The sequence below is a fragment of the Bizionia saleffrena genome, from assembly GCF_008086175.1.
In the GTDB taxonomy this organism is placed as follows: Bacteria; Bacteroidota; Bacteroidia; order Flavobacteriales; family Flavobacteriaceae; genus Bizionia; species Bizionia saleffrena.
Genome location: NZ_VSKM01000001.1, coordinates 236,660 through 250,468, shown reverse-complemented (window position 1 = coordinate 250,468; position 13,809 = coordinate 236,660). Strand labels below are relative to the sequence as shown.

The following is a 13,809-nucleotide window of genomic DNA, read 5'->3' as shown; positions in this document are numbered from 1 at the left end:
TTTTAAGAGACTGTTTTATTTTGTTGCTGAGTTGAATTTGTAAGTCACACCAAAATTAATTCCGAAAGAAGAATAAGGTACTTTTTCAGCTAATTTTTTAGAAGGATCAGTGTTGTCATTCGATAACTCATCTACGTAAGTTGTTTTTTTAACATAGCCTGCTGGTAAATTATCTAAGCTGTAAAATCCGCTTTGAGCAACGGTACCGTCTGGTAATTTGATGTCTGTATTAAACTCTGTAATTTCAGAATCTTTACGTTTTAAGCTAATACCATAGTATTCTGCTTCCACAAATAAACCAAAGTTATTGCCTAAGTCAAATTTATACCCAAGCGCTCCAACAAATCCTAAAGGAAATTGGCCGTGAAAATCTTCTACGTAATCCGTTTCAGAATACGAACCTTCTGGTAGGCCTTGAGCATTTGCTTCTGCAGGAGAGAATGTAGATCTTTGGTTAACTACAGCTTCAGTTTTACCCCCAACTTTAATTAACGCTCCAAAACGACCGTAAAGATTATTTGTAAATTTGTAAACTATAGAAGCTGATGCTCCAAAAGCACGTGCTCTAGCAACTGCATCTACCTGTTGACCTGGTACATTCACTTCAGAAATAGTTTGGTCCGTACCATGAAGATACCCCAGAGCGATATCTGCCCCAAATGAATCGTTGAAAAAGTAAGTCCCCCTTATTTGAACATTAGCGCCCTCACCGTAACTGCCATAAGAGTTTTCTCTTTCAGAGGCTGTAACCGTTTCGCCTAATTTCATACCCGCACTACCCATTGCGTAACCTGTACTAGCAGATATTTCAAATTGAGCATAAGACATTGTGCTCATAAATAACACTGCTAAAAGTACTATTTTTTGTTTCATAATTTTTGATTTTAATTCAAAGCAATTTAAAGATTATAAAACACTTTAGCAACACACTTATGTACTGTTATCCATAAATAGCGTTAAATATTTACAACGCCAGCGCAGCATGATTAAAATGTTTGTTTTAAATAGTAATAGGGAAAGTGCGTTTTTAGATTGATAGTAAGAGACTTATAAGGCGTTAATGGTGGCTTTATATTTCCTGATTTAAAAAGAAAGGAGGTGGGTTATTCTTAAAATTAACTTAAAATAAAAAAATGTGCCAATATAGCGGATACTTTAATAGCAAGAGGTAATTGTATAAGCGACACCAAAATTAGCAGTATCTTTATCGGCTTAAAACAATAGTTATGTTACCCCTTATAGAAAATAACGTTACCGCTATCGTGTGTTTAATTTCCGCTGTCATTATTCAGCGTATTTTTATAAAAGAATTGCGTCGTGGAACGGATAAGGAAGAGATTGAAGGTATAAAATGGTTTGGGTTAGCCATCCTTTTTTGGGGATTGGGTGCGTTTATAAACGTGTTGTGTATTACCTTATTTAATTGGGAAACGTCAAACAAAATCCTTATATATTTAGGGGTGATTATTTCGTTAGCGAATTCCCTATTTATCTTGTTGTCTTTACAATCTATAGAACACGACTCAAAACGGAGTTTAATTGTTAGGGTGGTGCAACGTTTTTCAACCCGAGAATTTGTAGGATTATATTGTGCAGTTCTAGGAATGATTGCCTTTGTGTTTGTGGCCGCATCATATAGCAATAGTGCCATTAGTAATAATTTTATTTGGCTAATCGATATCCCTATTTCGGTGTTTGTAGCATTATCGTTATTCTTTGAATTAAATAAAGCTTTTAAAAGCAGACAAATGCAGTTTATGTATTTGCCAACGTTTGCCTTGTTTACACTTATAATGATTGCGGTTTTGCAACGCATTATTCCACAAGACCGTGTTGTTGCTATCGTCGATCAGGAATTTTGGTCTTTAATGGGGACCATTACTGCTATTTCGTTTAAGTTTTTATTCATATTTCTATTCTCGATCTTATTATATAGTTGGAAATTTTTATCTGAAAATGAACAACAAGAAAGTCAGGTTAATAGGTTAACTGCCGAAAATAAAGCACTGTATTCTAAGTTAGAACACTTTGAAATAGCAAGCGAAAGTCATTTAGATACCATAAAAACGATAAAAAAGGAAATTACAGGCCTACGTGAAGCTCAAAAAACAGTATTATCCGAACGCCAAAAAGAAGTTTTAGCGTACTTAGCACACTACGGCACCACAAAATCGTATGGTGAAATAGCAGAAATAATGAACATTAGTGTCGACGGATTTCAAACCCATATTTATCAAGTTAAAAAAATATTAAATATTAGTGGGAATGCAGGTAAGGAGCAGCTAATTACCTACGCCTTAGTACAAAATCTTCGCATTAATTTAGACCAAAACCCCGCTACTTAACCATATGCTTAAGTAGCGTTAACCTAAATTTAAACATTGGTTAACCTTGCTGCTTGCGATGGTTTATCTCAATTTGGTAAAAAAAACGAATGCAGCCACTTTTAGTAATGCAGAATTCTCTAGACGATACTATAAACTACTATTTTGGCAATGCAACCCAATGGTTTGTAGATGCTGTTTTTTACGAAATTCCTATTACCGACGGTGTTAGTGTGCCGTGGGCAGTAATTATCCTTATTTTGGGAGCGCTTTATTTTACGGTGTTCTTTAAGTTTGTTAACATAAAAGGATTCCGGACCGCTATTAATGTAGTAAAAGGTAAATACGATGCTATAGACGAGGTGTCTTCCAAAGACAAAGAACTCAAATCTCCCGAAAATAATAGCAGCAACACTGCAAAGTCTCCTAAAGATAAAAATAATGGTGAAGTTACTCATTTTCAAGCCTTAACTGCTGCTATTTCTGCTACGGTAGGTTTAGGTAATATCGCCGGTGTGGCAATTGCGTTAACCATAGGTGGGCCAGGAGCAACGTTCTGGATGATTATTGCTGGTCTCTTCGGGATGTCTTCGAAATTTGTAGAATGTACGCTCGGTGTAAAATATCGAGAAGTCGCTGCAGACGGTACAATATATGGCGGTCCAATGTCGTACTTAAAAAACGGACTCAAAGAGAAAGGTTTCGCTAAGCTTGGGAAAGTATTAGCTGTTATTTTTGCGTTTATGTGTATTGGCGGCTCTTTTGGTGGCGGTAATATGTTTCAAGTTAATCAAGCCTACAAACTCGTGGAGTATGTTACCGGAGGAGAAAACAGTGTTCTACACGGTAATGCTTGGGTGTTTGGTTTAATTATGTCCTTTTTTGTGGGTATTGTTATCTTAGGCGGTATTAAAAAAATTGCCAATGTTACCGATAAATTAGTACCGCTAATGGTGCTTGTTTATCTACTTGCCATTATTACTATTTTAGTTCTTAATTATACCAAAATCCCTAATGCGTTCTTAGCAATTTGGGATGGTGCTTTTAACCCTTCAAGTATGGCAGGTGGTTTAGTGGGGGTTATTATTCAAGGATTTAGGCGTGCAGCAATTAGCAACGAAGCGGGTATTGGTAGTTCCTCGATCGCGCATAGTGCCGTAAAAACAAATTATCCAGCAAGTGAAGGTTTAGTTGCCCTTTTAGAACCGTTTATAGATACGGTTGTGGTGTGTACTATGACTGCTTTAGTTTTAATTATTACAGGGCAAGTAACCACAGGAATGGAGATTAATTTCGAACAAGGTGTACTCTTAACCGCATCGGCATTAGAAAGTGGAGTCTCTTGGTTCCCCTATGTTTTGGCTGTTGCTGTTGTGTTATTTGCGTTTTCATCTATGATTACATGGTCGTATTATGGGTATCAGTCATGGAGCTTCCTATTCGGAAGAGGAAAGAAAACAGAGTACACTTATAAAATTTTATTCTGTGTGTGTACCGTAATCGGTTCAGCAGTGAGCCTTTCAGCAGTTATTAATTTTGCTGATGCGATGATATTTGCTATGCTAATTCCTAACATGATTGGTTTGTTTATTCTGCGTAATAAAGTGAAAGAAGAGCTTATACGGTATAAGAAGGTTATCGGAGCGAAATTTTAGTGCTGAAAAAATAATGCTATAAAAAGGCATCTTTTTAAAGATATCAACGTCTATTATATGAACTTAAAATTTTATACCCATGAAAACTACCGAATGTACGTGTAACTGTACCAATTGTAAAGAAGGAAATTGTGCGAACTGTACTTGCGAGAATTGTACGTGTGCAAATTGCAACTGTTAAGTTATATTTAAAATGATGCACTTCAGCGTTTATTTTAGTAGCTTTATGCTAAAGTAAACGCTGTTTTTAGTCCTGATTTATGACCACAAAAGCCATTTGGAAATTATATGCAGAAGCCATTAAACACTTTATACAAAGTAAAGTGAAGGATGAAGCCGTAACCGATGATTTGCTCCAAGACACTTTTATAAAAGTACACACCAAACGCGAGAGTTTAAATGATGAAAGCAAGCTAAAATCGTGGGTGTTCTCGATTGCCAGATATACGGTTTACGATTATTTTAGACAAAACAAGTTAACAATCGATATCGCGGATAATGAGTTTCTAGCAGAAAATAATGAAGATAATGAGCATACCGAAAAAGACTGCTTACGCGGCATTATAAAAAATCTGCCTAAAAAATACCGAACACCGTTATTCTTAGCAGATATAAAAGGGATGAAGCAAGCCGATATAGCAACACAGCTACAATTGCCATTGCCAACGGTAAAGTCGCAAATACAGCGCGCAAGAACACTCATTGCTAAAGGGTTTATGGATTGCTGCGGGTTTAAACTTAATGATGAAGGGTACCTAGTAGGCGAACTACAAGAAAAAGCAGATTGTAAGGTCTGTGCGCATTAAAGCGTTAACATCCAGTGGTTCTTTATAGCTTTAAACTTTCGTAGTTCTTTTCTTAAAATTGGTAAATAGTCCTTTCCATTACTTTTAGATGTTTCTAAACGCTTACAATTTCTATACAATGCATTTGTAATGCGCTCTAAAGAGGCAATGTGTTTTTGCTTTTTTAAGGCACACAATTCTAATTCTACATTAATAATTTCGGGAGCCAAAGATACCGACTGCTGTACAATATCACCGCTAAAATAAATGTGCTCGTCTTCAGACCCATCTGCTTTTAAGTACGATAAATCTTGATTTAAATACGACGAAATACTTCTTGATAAGACAAAAATTTCTAATGCCTTTTTGTAAACAGGCAATTCAGAAAGGTAAGTAGGCATTATAGTAGACATAATTCGTATATCAATTTTACTCAAAAATAGGCACAAGTAAGCGGAAAATACTTTTTATATTAAAGCAAAACACTATATTTGCTTTAATATTTAACTAAATTATACTAATATTCTTTAATATGAGCATCGATTCCCTTAACTGGAAGATTTTAAACTGTTTACAGGAAAATGCTAGGCTCTCCAATGCCGAAATTGGACGACGCGTAGGGGTGAGTTCTCCTGCGGTCTCGGAGCGTATTAAGAAAATGCAAGACTTAGGGGTTATAGAAAGCTACAATGCAACAATCTCGTCATTTGAGGCAGGCTACCAACTTAAAGCATTAATTACTTTACGCGCCTTTATGGGGAAATTGAAGCCTTTTTTAGAGAAGGTTAAAACGTACGAGGAGGTTGTAAACTGCTACCGCATTACCGGAAATGAAAACTTTGTAATGGAGGTTGTTTTAAAAAACCAAAAGCATTTAGAGTTATTTATCGACCAACTTATTAGTTATGGTGAGACCAAAACCCAAATTGTTTTGTCGCACGTGGTTAAAAATAATACCATAAAAAAAGCAGGCTATTAACACAAATATATTCTGCAACACCTGCTTTCGTAAACCTTAAGAAGGCTCGTTTTTAAAGCTTCAGCTTAGCGTGTTTGTATTAAGCACTCTAGTCTAAAGTAAAGGATTATAGGTCGCTAGTTTTCTTCATATAATTATTCAAAAATATCAGTAGCAATACGCACAACGCTCCTAAACCAGTCATCACCAACCAGGTATTATTAAAGCCAACGCCATCTACCAGTCGTAATCCTGCATTATGACCAAAAATGTGCGAAAATGAAAAAGCTATAGAGTACATCGCCATATATTCCCCTTGGTTTCCTTTTTTAGCACGTTGCAAAGCAAAAGCGTTAGAAAACGGAAAAGCAATCATTTCGCCAATCGTCATTAATAGCATCCCGACAATTAATATACCTACCCAATTTGTCATAATCAGAATAATAAAGCTGCTTGCGGTTAATAGGGCGCCAAACAATATAAGCGTTGCTTTTTTAAATTTTGTTTTATCTAACCAGGCAATTAAAGGCATTTCGAATAGAAAAATAAAGAAACCATTAAAGCCCATTAATAATCCAATTTCGAATTCACTAAGGGCGTGCTCTCTTCTGTAATAGATAGGCATCGTAGAGAAATATTGAAGAAAGATAACGCCAAATAATACCATAGCAACAAAGAAAATTAGAAATGGGAAATCTTTATAAACAGATATGGGATTGCGTACCGTGATTTGGTCTTGTACTGTTGTTTTTTTAGGATGCAATACACGTACTAATAGTAGCGAGGCTAAAATACAAGAGATACCGTCAATCCAGAACAAACCACCATAACTTATTGTGGTAATAATTAAGCCGCCTATTGCTGGTCCTGCCGAAAAGCCCAAGTTTATTGCTAATCTAATAAGGGTTACACTTCGTGTTTTGTTTTCAGGTTTACTGTAAGCGCTTAACGCCACAAACATAGCCGGTCTAAACATATCGGCAACGACCATTAATAAAAAGATACCAATGCAAATAGAAGTAAGCGTATTAAGATATTGCAGACCAATAAACATAAAACCAGAAGTTAAAAGGCTAAAAACCATTATTTTGTAATAGCCAATTTTATCAGTTAATTTACCGCCAAGCCAAGAACCTACTACCGAACCTAAACCAAATGCAGAAAGAATGCTTCCTACATCTTTAAAACTGAAATGCAACTCTTCCGTTAAGTAAATAGAGAGAAACGGAATAACCATTGTACCAGCTCTATTTACAAGTGTAATGAGAGCAAGCCACCATACTTCTTTAGACAGTCCGTTAAAGGTGTCCAAATAAGGGTTCCAGATCTTATGTACAATAAGGTTGTAAATTTTCATTGTTACGTGTGTTTACCAAAGCATTCGCTTAAGTTTTAGAAATAAGAAAGTCCAACAATGGTGCTGGACTTTTTAAAATGTATTTTTTAAACGTTTAAAAGCATCAGTGCACATAAGTAGTCCGCGTTGTATTTATACAAGTGGTAATCTGCTTATAATTCCTAAATTCTAATCGCATTATATTTGTACTTTTGAAGAAGTAAAACTAAGCAAAAAAAGTTTATATTGTATTTGTGAATCGAAAAAAAATCCAAATGAAAAACCTGAGTGTCCTTATCGTTATAGTTGTCTTTGTCTTAAGTTGTTCGCAAAATAAAACACCTGTTATGGGCGACACACCGTTTCAGAAAAAGATAAATTCCGAATTTAAAGATGCAACAACATCGCCTTTAAAAGCAAAGGATAGAAAGACGTTTAGAAGTTTAGACTTTTATACCTATGATAACGATTTTGTGGTTTCGGCAACAGTAAAACGAACACCAGATTCAGAATTTTTTAACATGAAAACCACTACCGACCGCTTGACTAAAAGTCGTGTTTACGGCGTGTTAACTTTTAAACTGAAGGATAGCACCTACCAACTTAACGTGTATCAAGATAAAGTATTAATGACGACCGAAGGTTTTGAAAATTACTTATTGCTTCCGTTTTTAGATGAAACTAATGGCGAGGCGACGTACGGCGCCGGACGTTACATTGATTTAGAAATACCGGATAGCGATACACTAATTATCGATTTCAATTCGGCCTACAATCCCTATTGCGCTTATAACGAAACGTACTCTTGTCCGTTAGTGCCTAGTATAAACTATTTAGAAACCATTGTTGAAGCTGGAGTAAAAAAATACAAAAAACATTAGAAGCTTTTAGCTATAAATACGCCGCCAAAAACGGCTAAGAAACCAATAATAAAACTCGCAATGGTGTATAGAGCAAAACTGGTAAAGTCTCCAGATTTTAAAAACACATGATTTTCGTAAGCAAAAGTAGAAAAGGTGGTCAAGCCGCCACAAAAACCCGTTGCTAAAAGTACTATTTGGTTTTCTGATAATACATTTTTAGCCGCCAAGCCTAGAATAATACCAATAATTAAGCTTCCAATAATATTAGCAGCAAAGGTACCATAAGGAATTCCTGTGGACTGATTGTTTAGATGCTTCCCAATGGTATAACGTAAAACGCTGCCAAAACCACCTCCAATAAAAACAAGTATTAAGTTTTTCATACGCTATAATTCTTCTAAGATTACCCTATAACACTACAATAGTATTTAATTTTTTTTAATCTGGTCGTAAAATCGGGTAGAATCCTTCTAAGTTTTTAAATGATTGAATACCTTAAATTAAATTGTGAGCAGCTGTTTTTTAAAATAGAATTATAAAAAAAGCAGTTCTCATTAAAGAACTGCTTTTTTACACCTATATTTTCTATTGTATATTATTCGATTTCTTGTTCCTGTTCTTTAACAGCAATATAAATTTCGGTAACTAAATTTGCTGGGTTAGGAGTATTCAGGGGGTTGTTTAAATACGATTCTAACATTGGGCCGTTTTCATCGGGTTTTAATCCGTTAGCTTCAATAAATTTAAACGTACTATCCCAAGCCGCTTTTAAATTGCTATAGTCACCTTTTAAGGTCGTTTTTACAGCGGTGAATGGAATAAGTTGTCCGGTTAATATATCGGTTTCCGTAGTAATTACTTTTGCCGTAGTTGGTACTGCAGACGAAAACATAACGGCATTGTTCTCTACATCTCTTTTGTGATATAAAATAAAAGGGGCACCAGCCATTGTAATATTGTTTGTTTTAGCATAAGCCATTACTGTGGGTAACATCTCCTGCATTTTAGAAACGTAGTCACTTAATTTAGTAGAGGTTGTATTATAGAGGTAGTAACCACCACTGTGTGATGTTGTTTCACTGTCGGTTGTAACACTGTATTTTTTCATTGCTGTAACCACAATACTGTCTAATTTTTCTAAACTTCGTTCGTAGTCTGAGCCAATTTGTTCGTCCATAGATCCAGAGAACGCTGTGTAAGCTTTAAACATAAATGGAAGGTTATCGCCAGAGATAGCCCAAGTAACATCAGTTGTGCCCTCAGCATTTGGAGCAAATGTCCAAGAGACATTTGATTTTGGGTAATCTTCATCAAGTTCCATTTCTTGTGTAATAGAGGTATATGGAGATGCTGCAATTGTTCGCATTGTTCCAATACCATCATCACCTTCCCAAGAATAAGAGCCGCCAACACCGTTTGTGTTTTCTGGTAACATAATTTTTAAGCTTTCCTCTTTTTCAGCCCACGACGACCAAGATTCCCAGTTTTTAAAATCGATAACATTATCATAAATTACTGCAGCTGGTGCATTAATTGTGCGGGTACGCGAAACGTTATAGGAATTTGGTTGTACAGCAATGTAAATAGAAAGAGCTATTATAGCAATAAGTAATAGAAAGAAAATGTATTTGAAAGCTTTCATAATTTGGTGTGAGTTAGTTATCAAATTTACTAAAATTAAATAAGTATTTTCAGTGTTTTAAAAATGATAAGAGTATTAGTAGAGTTATAAAGTAACTACTAAGTAAATATAAATTTTATGCCCGCAATAAAACTAATAAAACCTATAAATGCGAGTAGTACCCATAGTGTGCCTTTATAGTGTTGTCTGTGTAACTTAAAGTCTTTTCTGTAAGTGTAAATAATTGCGCAGATAAACACGATTGCAAATAAAACACCAAAAACTAATTGTCCTCTACTAAACATATTCTTATTTTTATGCAAAAATAACCATTACAATCTTAATTTACTTTTTTAACTATGAAAAATAAAATAAAAGCAGTAACCGATTTTCATACCGCCTTTAAAATTGGACATCGCGAGACACCAATAGCCAATTTAGGTGAGGCAAAAAATACGTTGCGATTTAATTTAATGCAAGAAGAAAATGAAGAGTATTTAGAAGCCGCCAATAATAACGATATCGTTGAGGTTGCCGATGCCTTGGGCGATATGCTTTATATTTTATGTGGTACCATTATAGAACACGGAATGCAATATAAAATTGAAGACGTGTTTAATGAGATACAACGCAGTAATATGAGTAAATTAGGAAAAAATGGTGAGCCTATCTATCGAGAAGATGGTAAAGTACTTAAAGGCCCCGACTACTTTAAACCTAATATTGCTAAGATTTTAGATCTTAAATAATGCTAAGAATAATGCAGATTGTCTCCTACAATGTTAGCGAGAAGATTACATAAAAAAAAGGGAATAATTTAAAAATTATTCCCTTTTTTAATTATATTTTATATCTCCATCCGTGTGGATCTTCTGCCAAATTATATTGTATGGCATTTAATTTCTCTTTAAAGAAAGCAGAGTAAGGAGCGTCTTGTTTTGGTAATTCGTGTTTAAACTCTTTATGCTTAAATCCTAATATAGGGTTTATAACTGCCGCAGTACCAGAACCAAAAATTTCTTTTAAACTTCCGTTTTGAGCAGCGTCGTTAATTTCTTCAACTTTAATAGGTCTAATTTCAACGTCTATATTATTATCTTTAGCTAACTGAATCACACTTTTTCTAGTAATACCATCTAAAATTCTATCACTAGTTGGTGCCGTAATTAGGGTGTCGTTTATTCTAAAGAATATATTCATTGTTCCGGCTTCCTCTAAAAATTCGTGAGCGCTAGAATCTGTCCAAATAATTTGTTGGTAACCTTCTTTATGCGCTAAGCTCGTTGGGTAAAACTGTGCAGCGTAATTACCGGCAGCTTTAGCAAAACCAACACCGCCATCTGTAGCACGGCTATATTCCGTTGCAATAAGTACGCGAACTTCTCCAGCATAATAGGCTTGAGCGGGCGACATAATAATCATAAACTTATATTCGCTTGCTGGCGATGCAGAAATAGCAGGCTCGGTAGCAATAACAAAAGGTCTTATGTACATAGCACTTCCTTTTGTGTTTTTAATCCAAGCGTCGTCTAGTTTTAAAAGTTCTGTTAAACCCTCAAAAAAAACTTCTTTTGGAAATTCGGGCATAGCTAAACGCGCAGCCGAAATATTAATACGATTAAAGTTGTCTTCCGGTCTAAATAACCAAACTTGGTTATCTTGATCTTTAAAGGCTTTCATTCCTTCAAAAACCGCTTGGCCGTAATGAAAAACTCTTGCAGAGGGGTCAAGTGTTAATGGACTATAAGGTATTACTTTTCCTACTTGCCATTTACCATCTTTAAAGTCACAAGAGAACATATGATCGGTAAAAGAGCGTCCAAACGATAAATTATTAAAATCTACGCTATCAATTTTAGACTCTTTAGCTTTAGTTATTTCTAAATTATGTTTTTTTTCTGTGTTCATGATTCATTATTTTCAGCTGCGAAAATACAGAATTAAGGCGTATAAAAAGGGATTTTACACTTAAAATAGTATATTTACACGTGTTAAATAAAACACAATTCAATATAATTAATATGAAAAACTATTTACTTATTCCAGTTTTAGCTATTGCCTTAGTCTCTTGTAAAGAGGAAAACAAAGCTACAGATGCAGCGGTTGTAGAGACCGTAACCGAAATGGTAATTCCAGAAAATGTGACGAAAGGTGATTACGAATCTTTCGGTAAAGAAATTGTAGCAGACGATGCTATTGCTGCATCTTCTATGGCAGAACATTATAAAGGAATGAAAATTGGTGATAGCATCGACTCTAAAATTATTGCTAAAATAGACGAAGTTTGTCAGGCAAAAGGATGCTGGATGAAATTAGATTTAGGAGATGAAGAACAAGCAATGGTTAAATTTAAAGATTACGCTTTCTTTATGCCAAAAGACAGTAAGGGAAAAGAAGTGATTATTAACGGAAAAGCGTATGTTAAAGAAGTGTCTGTAGAGGAACAACGTCATTATGCAGAGGATGCAGGAGAATCTCCAGAAGCTATCGCCGCAATTACAGAGCCAAAACGCACCTATTCTTTTGAAGCTGACGGCGTACTTTTAAAAAAGTAATTTGAAACGCCAAATAATAACCACCGATGATGGTTCTAAAACTATTCATATTCCAGAATGGAATGAGCAGTACCATTCTAAACACGGCGCCATACAAGAGGCTAATTATGTGTATCTCGACAAAGGATTAATAGGGTTTTTATCTTCTGATAAACATCAAGGAAGCATTCCAAACGTATCGATTTTAGAAATAGGATTTGGTACTGGGTTGAATGCTTTTTTAACCTTGTTATATGCCGAAAAGCATCAGTTAGCGATTAAATATGTTGGAGTAGAAGCCTACCCCATTACGGCTGAAGAGCTTCAGTCGCTTAATTATTCAGAGGTCGCTTCAGACAATACATCAGAACTGTTTAATACAATACATTCGGTACCTTGGGAGACTTTTGAAACAATTTGTGAAGTCTTTCAGCTTAAAAAACAAAAAAAGAGTTTTCTAGAGATTGATGCTATAGCAGAATTCGATGTTATTTATTTTGATGCTTTTGGACCCAGAGTACAACCAGAATTATGGACCGAAGCCGTTTTTAAAACTATGTACACCGCCTTGAAAACAAATGGCGTTTTGGTAACGTATTGTGTACAAGGACACGCAAGACGTGCTATGATAAGTGCTGGTTTTACTGTAGAAAAACTTGAAGGTCCACCTGGAAAACGACATATGCTTAGAGCGCATAAAGAGTAGTGATAGCAATATGTTAAACCTAACTTAAACATAAAGAATGATGGTGCGATATTTTGTACTTTAAATAAAAAAAGAAATGCGCGTACTAATTACTGGAGCTACTGGATTAATAGGAAGTGAAATCGTTAAACAATGTCATGATAAGGATTTATTAGTGAGTTATTTAACGACGAGTACTTCCAAAATATCTAAAGATGATAACTATCGCGGTTATTTATGGAATCCTGAAACTGAAGAAATTGACGTTGATTGTTTAAAGGATGTGGACACCATTATTCATTTAGTGGGTGCCAGCATTTCTGAACGATGGACTACCGAACAAAAAAAAAATATTATAGATAGCCGTGTTAAAACAACGGCATTATTACATAAAGCATTAGCCAATAATGCGCATTCTATTAAACATATAGTTTCGGCGAGCGCAATTGGTATATACCCCGATTCTTTAACGAATTATTACACGGAAGAAGAGGAGCAAGTAAGCACTTCTTTTTTAGGTAAGGTCGTTTCCCTATGGGAAAATGCAGTCGATAATTTTTCTTCTTTGGGCATTACCGTGTCTAAAGTACGAATTGGACTAGTTCTGTCTAACGACGGAGGTGCTTTTCCAGAATTGAAAAAACCAATAAAATACGGACTTGGCGCAAATATGGGCTCGGGCGAACAATGGAATTCGTGGATTCATATTCAGGATTTAGCGCGCCTATTTATTTATATTACAGAGCATAAATTAGAAGGGGTGTATAATGGTGTTGCTCCAAATTCAAAAACCAATGCCGAAATCACAAAAGCAATCGCAAACCAATTGGATGTGCCATTGTTTTTACCAAACATTCCAAAATTTGTAATGAAATTAGTGTTAGGCGAAATGCATATTCTGCTGTTCGAAAGTCAGCGTGTGTGTTCTAAGAAAATCGAGAATAAAGGATTTCATTTCAAGTACCACAATTTGAGTGCGGCGTTAAATGAACTGATCTAGATAAAAGTAATAGCGACGGTATAAAAAAAAAGCCATTCTTAAATTAAG

General features: G+C 35.2%; 15 protein-coding genes. 9 read left to right on the top strand and 6 right to left on the bottom strand.

The window, feature by feature from the left end; all coding sequences use genetic code 11:
- Positions 1-15 precede the first annotated feature (15 nt).
- Positions 16-873, bottom strand: a complete 858-nt coding sequence (locus tag ES676_RS01120) for an outer membrane beta-barrel protein (protein ID WP_148368192.1) — start codon at positions 871-873, stop codon at positions 16-18.
- A gap of 353 nt (positions 874-1,226) precedes the next feature.
- Between ES676_RS01120 and ES676_RS01115 the strand changes: the two genes are divergently transcribed.
- The 3 genes from ES676_RS01115 to ES676_RS01105 all read left to right on the top strand — a co-directional run bounded on the left by ES676_RS01115 (position 1,227) and on the right by ES676_RS01105 (position 4,785).
- Positions 1,227-2,345 carry a helix-turn-helix domain-containing protein gene (locus ES676_RS01115; RefSeq protein WP_148368191.1) on the top strand — a complete coding sequence of 373 codons (1,119 nt, stop codon included), beginning with the start codon at positions 1,227-1,229 and terminating at the stop codon, positions 2,343-2,345.
- An 89-nt stretch (positions 2,346-2,434) separates the two neighbouring features.
- Positions 2,435-3,979, top strand: a complete 1,545-nt coding sequence (locus ES676_RS01110) for an alanine/glycine:cation symporter family protein (protein ID WP_148368190.1) — start codon at positions 2,435-2,437, stop codon at positions 3,977-3,979.
- A 260-nt stretch (positions 3,980-4,239) separates the two neighbouring features.
- Positions 4,240-4,785, top strand: a complete 546-nt coding sequence (locus tag ES676_RS01105) for a sigma-70 family RNA polymerase sigma factor (RefSeq protein WP_148368189.1) — start codon at positions 4,240-4,242, stop codon at positions 4,783-4,785.
- Here ES676_RS01105 and ES676_RS01100 read toward each other — a convergent pair.
- Positions 4,782-5,177, bottom strand: a complete 396-nt coding sequence (locus tag ES676_RS01100) for a hypothetical protein (RefSeq protein ID WP_148368188.1) — start codon at positions 5,175-5,177, stop codon at positions 4,782-4,784. The genes ES676_RS01105 and ES676_RS01100 overlap by 4 nt on opposite strands.
- Positions 5,178-5,296: 119 nt before the next feature.
- Here ES676_RS01100 and ES676_RS01095 point away from each other — a divergent pair, with 119 nt between their 5' ends.
- Positions 5,297-5,743 (top strand): Lrp/AsnC family transcriptional regulator, encoded by a 447-nt coding sequence (locus tag ES676_RS01095; RefSeq protein WP_148368187.1) that lies wholly within the window; start codon positions 5,297-5,299, stop codon positions 5,741-5,743.
- Positions 5,744-5,849: 106 nt separating this feature from the next.
- Here the strand turns inward: ES676_RS01095 and ES676_RS01090 are convergent, their stop codons facing one another.
- Positions 5,850-7,079 carry an MDR family MFS transporter gene (locus ES676_RS01090; RefSeq protein WP_148368186.1) on the bottom strand — a complete coding sequence of 410 codons (1,230 nt, stop codon included), beginning with the start codon at positions 7,077-7,079 and terminating at the stop codon, positions 5,850-5,852.
- 254 nt (positions 7,080-7,333) lie between these two features.
- Here ES676_RS01090 and ES676_RS01085 point away from each other — a divergent pair, with 254 nt between their 5' ends.
- The gene (locus ES676_RS01085; RefSeq protein WP_148368185.1) at positions 7,334-7,939 is read left to right on the top strand and encodes a DUF1684 domain-containing protein; all 606 of its coding nucleotides are present in this window, start codon (positions 7,334-7,336) and stop codon (positions 7,937-7,939) included.
- Here ES676_RS01085 and crcB read toward each other — a convergent pair.
- Together crcB and ES676_RS01075 are read right to left on the bottom strand one after the other, a co-directional pair.
- On the bottom strand, positions 7,936-8,304 hold the full coding sequence (gene crcB, locus ES676_RS01080) for a fluoride efflux transporter CrcB (protein ID WP_148368184.1): 369 nt from the start codon (positions 8,302-8,304) through the stop codon (positions 7,936-7,938). The genes ES676_RS01085 and crcB overlap by 4 nt on opposite strands.
- Positions 8,305-8,516: 212 nt before the next feature.
- Entirely contained in the window at positions 8,517-9,563 is a 1,047-nt protein-coding gene (locus ES676_RS01075; protein ID WP_148368183.1) for an SRPBCC family protein, read from the bottom strand.
- 338 nt (positions 9,564-9,901) lie between these two features.
- Between ES676_RS01075 and ES676_RS01065 the strand changes: the two genes are divergently transcribed.
- The gene (locus ES676_RS01065) at positions 9,902-10,291 is read left to right on the top strand and encodes a pyrophosphohydrolase domain-containing protein (RefSeq protein ID WP_148368181.1); all 390 of its coding nucleotides are present in this window, start codon (positions 9,902-9,904) and stop codon (positions 10,289-10,291) included.
- Between the two features lie 91 nt (positions 10,292-10,382).
- On the opposite strand, the gene ES676_RS01060 is transcribed toward ES676_RS01065, so the two are convergent.
- On the bottom strand, positions 10,383-11,450 hold the full coding sequence (locus ES676_RS01060) for a branched-chain amino acid aminotransferase (RefSeq protein WP_148368180.1): 1,068 nt from the start codon (positions 11,448-11,450) through the stop codon (positions 10,383-10,385).
- A gap of 113 nt (positions 11,451-11,563) precedes the next feature.
- On the opposite strand from ES676_RS01060, the gene ES676_RS01055 reads away from it, so the two are divergent.
- The 3 genes from ES676_RS01055 to ES676_RS01045 all read left to right on the top strand — a co-directional run bounded on the left by ES676_RS01055 (position 11,564) and on the right by ES676_RS01045 (position 13,761).
- Complete coding sequence (locus ES676_RS01055) at positions 11,564-12,097, top strand: DUF4920 domain-containing protein (RefSeq protein ID WP_148368179.1); 534 nt, start codon at positions 11,564-11,566, stop codon at positions 12,095-12,097.
- A 1-nt stretch (position 12,098) separates the two neighbouring features.
- Entirely contained in the window at positions 12,099-12,782 is a 684-nt protein-coding gene (gene mnmD / locus ES676_RS01050; protein ID WP_148368178.1) for a tRNA (5-methylaminomethyl-2-thiouridine)(34)-methyltransferase MnmD, read from the top strand.
- 76 nt (positions 12,783-12,858) lie between these two features.
- On the top strand, positions 12,859-13,761 hold the full coding sequence (locus tag ES676_RS01045) for a TIGR01777 family oxidoreductase (RefSeq protein ID WP_148368177.1): 903 nt from the start codon (positions 12,859-12,861) through the stop codon (positions 13,759-13,761).
- Positions 13,762-13,809 lie beyond the last annotated feature (48 nt).

What these genes read in the sequence shown, in the direction of transcription:
- ES676_RS01115 (WP_148368191.1), top strand. Translation starts at nt 1,227, where the DNA reads ATGTTACCCCTTATAGAAAATAACGTTACCGCTATCGTGTGTTTAATT.
- ES676_RS01065 (WP_148368181.1), top strand. Translation starts at nt 9,902, where the DNA reads ATGAAAAATAAAATAAAAGCAGTAACCGATTTTCATACCGCCTTTAAA.
- ES676_RS01045 (WP_148368177.1), top strand. Translation starts at nt 12,859, where the DNA reads ATGCGCGTACTAATTACTGGAGCTACTGGATTAATAGGAAGTGAAATC.
- ES676_RS01100 (WP_148368188.1), bottom strand. Translation starts at nt 5,177, where the DNA reads ATGTCTACTATAATGCCTACTTACCTTTCTGAATTGCCTGTTTACAAA.
- ES676_RS01085 (WP_148368185.1), top strand. Translation starts at nt 7,334, where the DNA reads ATGAAAAACCTGAGTGTCCTTATCGTTATAGTTGTCTTTGTCTTAAGT.
- ES676_RS01110 (WP_148368190.1), top strand. Translation starts at nt 2,435, where the DNA reads ATGCAGCCACTTTTAGTAATGCAGAATTCTCTAGACGATACTATAAAC.
- ES676_RS01105 (WP_148368189.1), top strand. Translation starts at nt 4,240, where the DNA reads ATGACCACAAAAGCCATTTGGAAATTATATGCAGAAGCCATTAAACAC.
- ES676_RS01060 (WP_148368180.1), bottom strand. Translation starts at nt 11,450, where the DNA reads ATGAACACAGAAAAAAAACATAATTTAGAAATAACTAAAGCTAAAGAG.
- ES676_RS01095 (WP_148368187.1), top strand. Translation starts at nt 5,297, where the DNA reads ATGAGCATCGATTCCCTTAACTGGAAGATTTTAAACTGTTTACAGGAA.
- crcB (WP_148368184.1), bottom strand. Translation starts at nt 8,304, where the DNA reads ATGAAAAACTTAATACTTGTTTTTATTGGAGGTGGTTTTGGCAGCGTT.
- ES676_RS01075 (WP_148368183.1), bottom strand. Translation starts at nt 9,563, where the DNA reads ATGAAAGCTTTCAAATACATTTTCTTTCTATTACTTATTGCTATAATA.
- ES676_RS01055 (WP_148368179.1), top strand. Translation starts at nt 11,564, where the DNA reads ATGAAAAACTATTTACTTATTCCAGTTTTAGCTATTGCCTTAGTCTCT.
- ES676_RS01120 (WP_148368192.1), bottom strand. Translation starts at nt 873, where the DNA reads ATGAAACAAAAAATAGTACTTTTAGCAGTGTTATTTATGAGCACAATG.
- ES676_RS01090 (WP_148368186.1), bottom strand. Translation starts at nt 7,079, where the DNA reads ATGAAAATTTACAACCTTATTGTACATAAGATCTGGAACCCTTATTTG.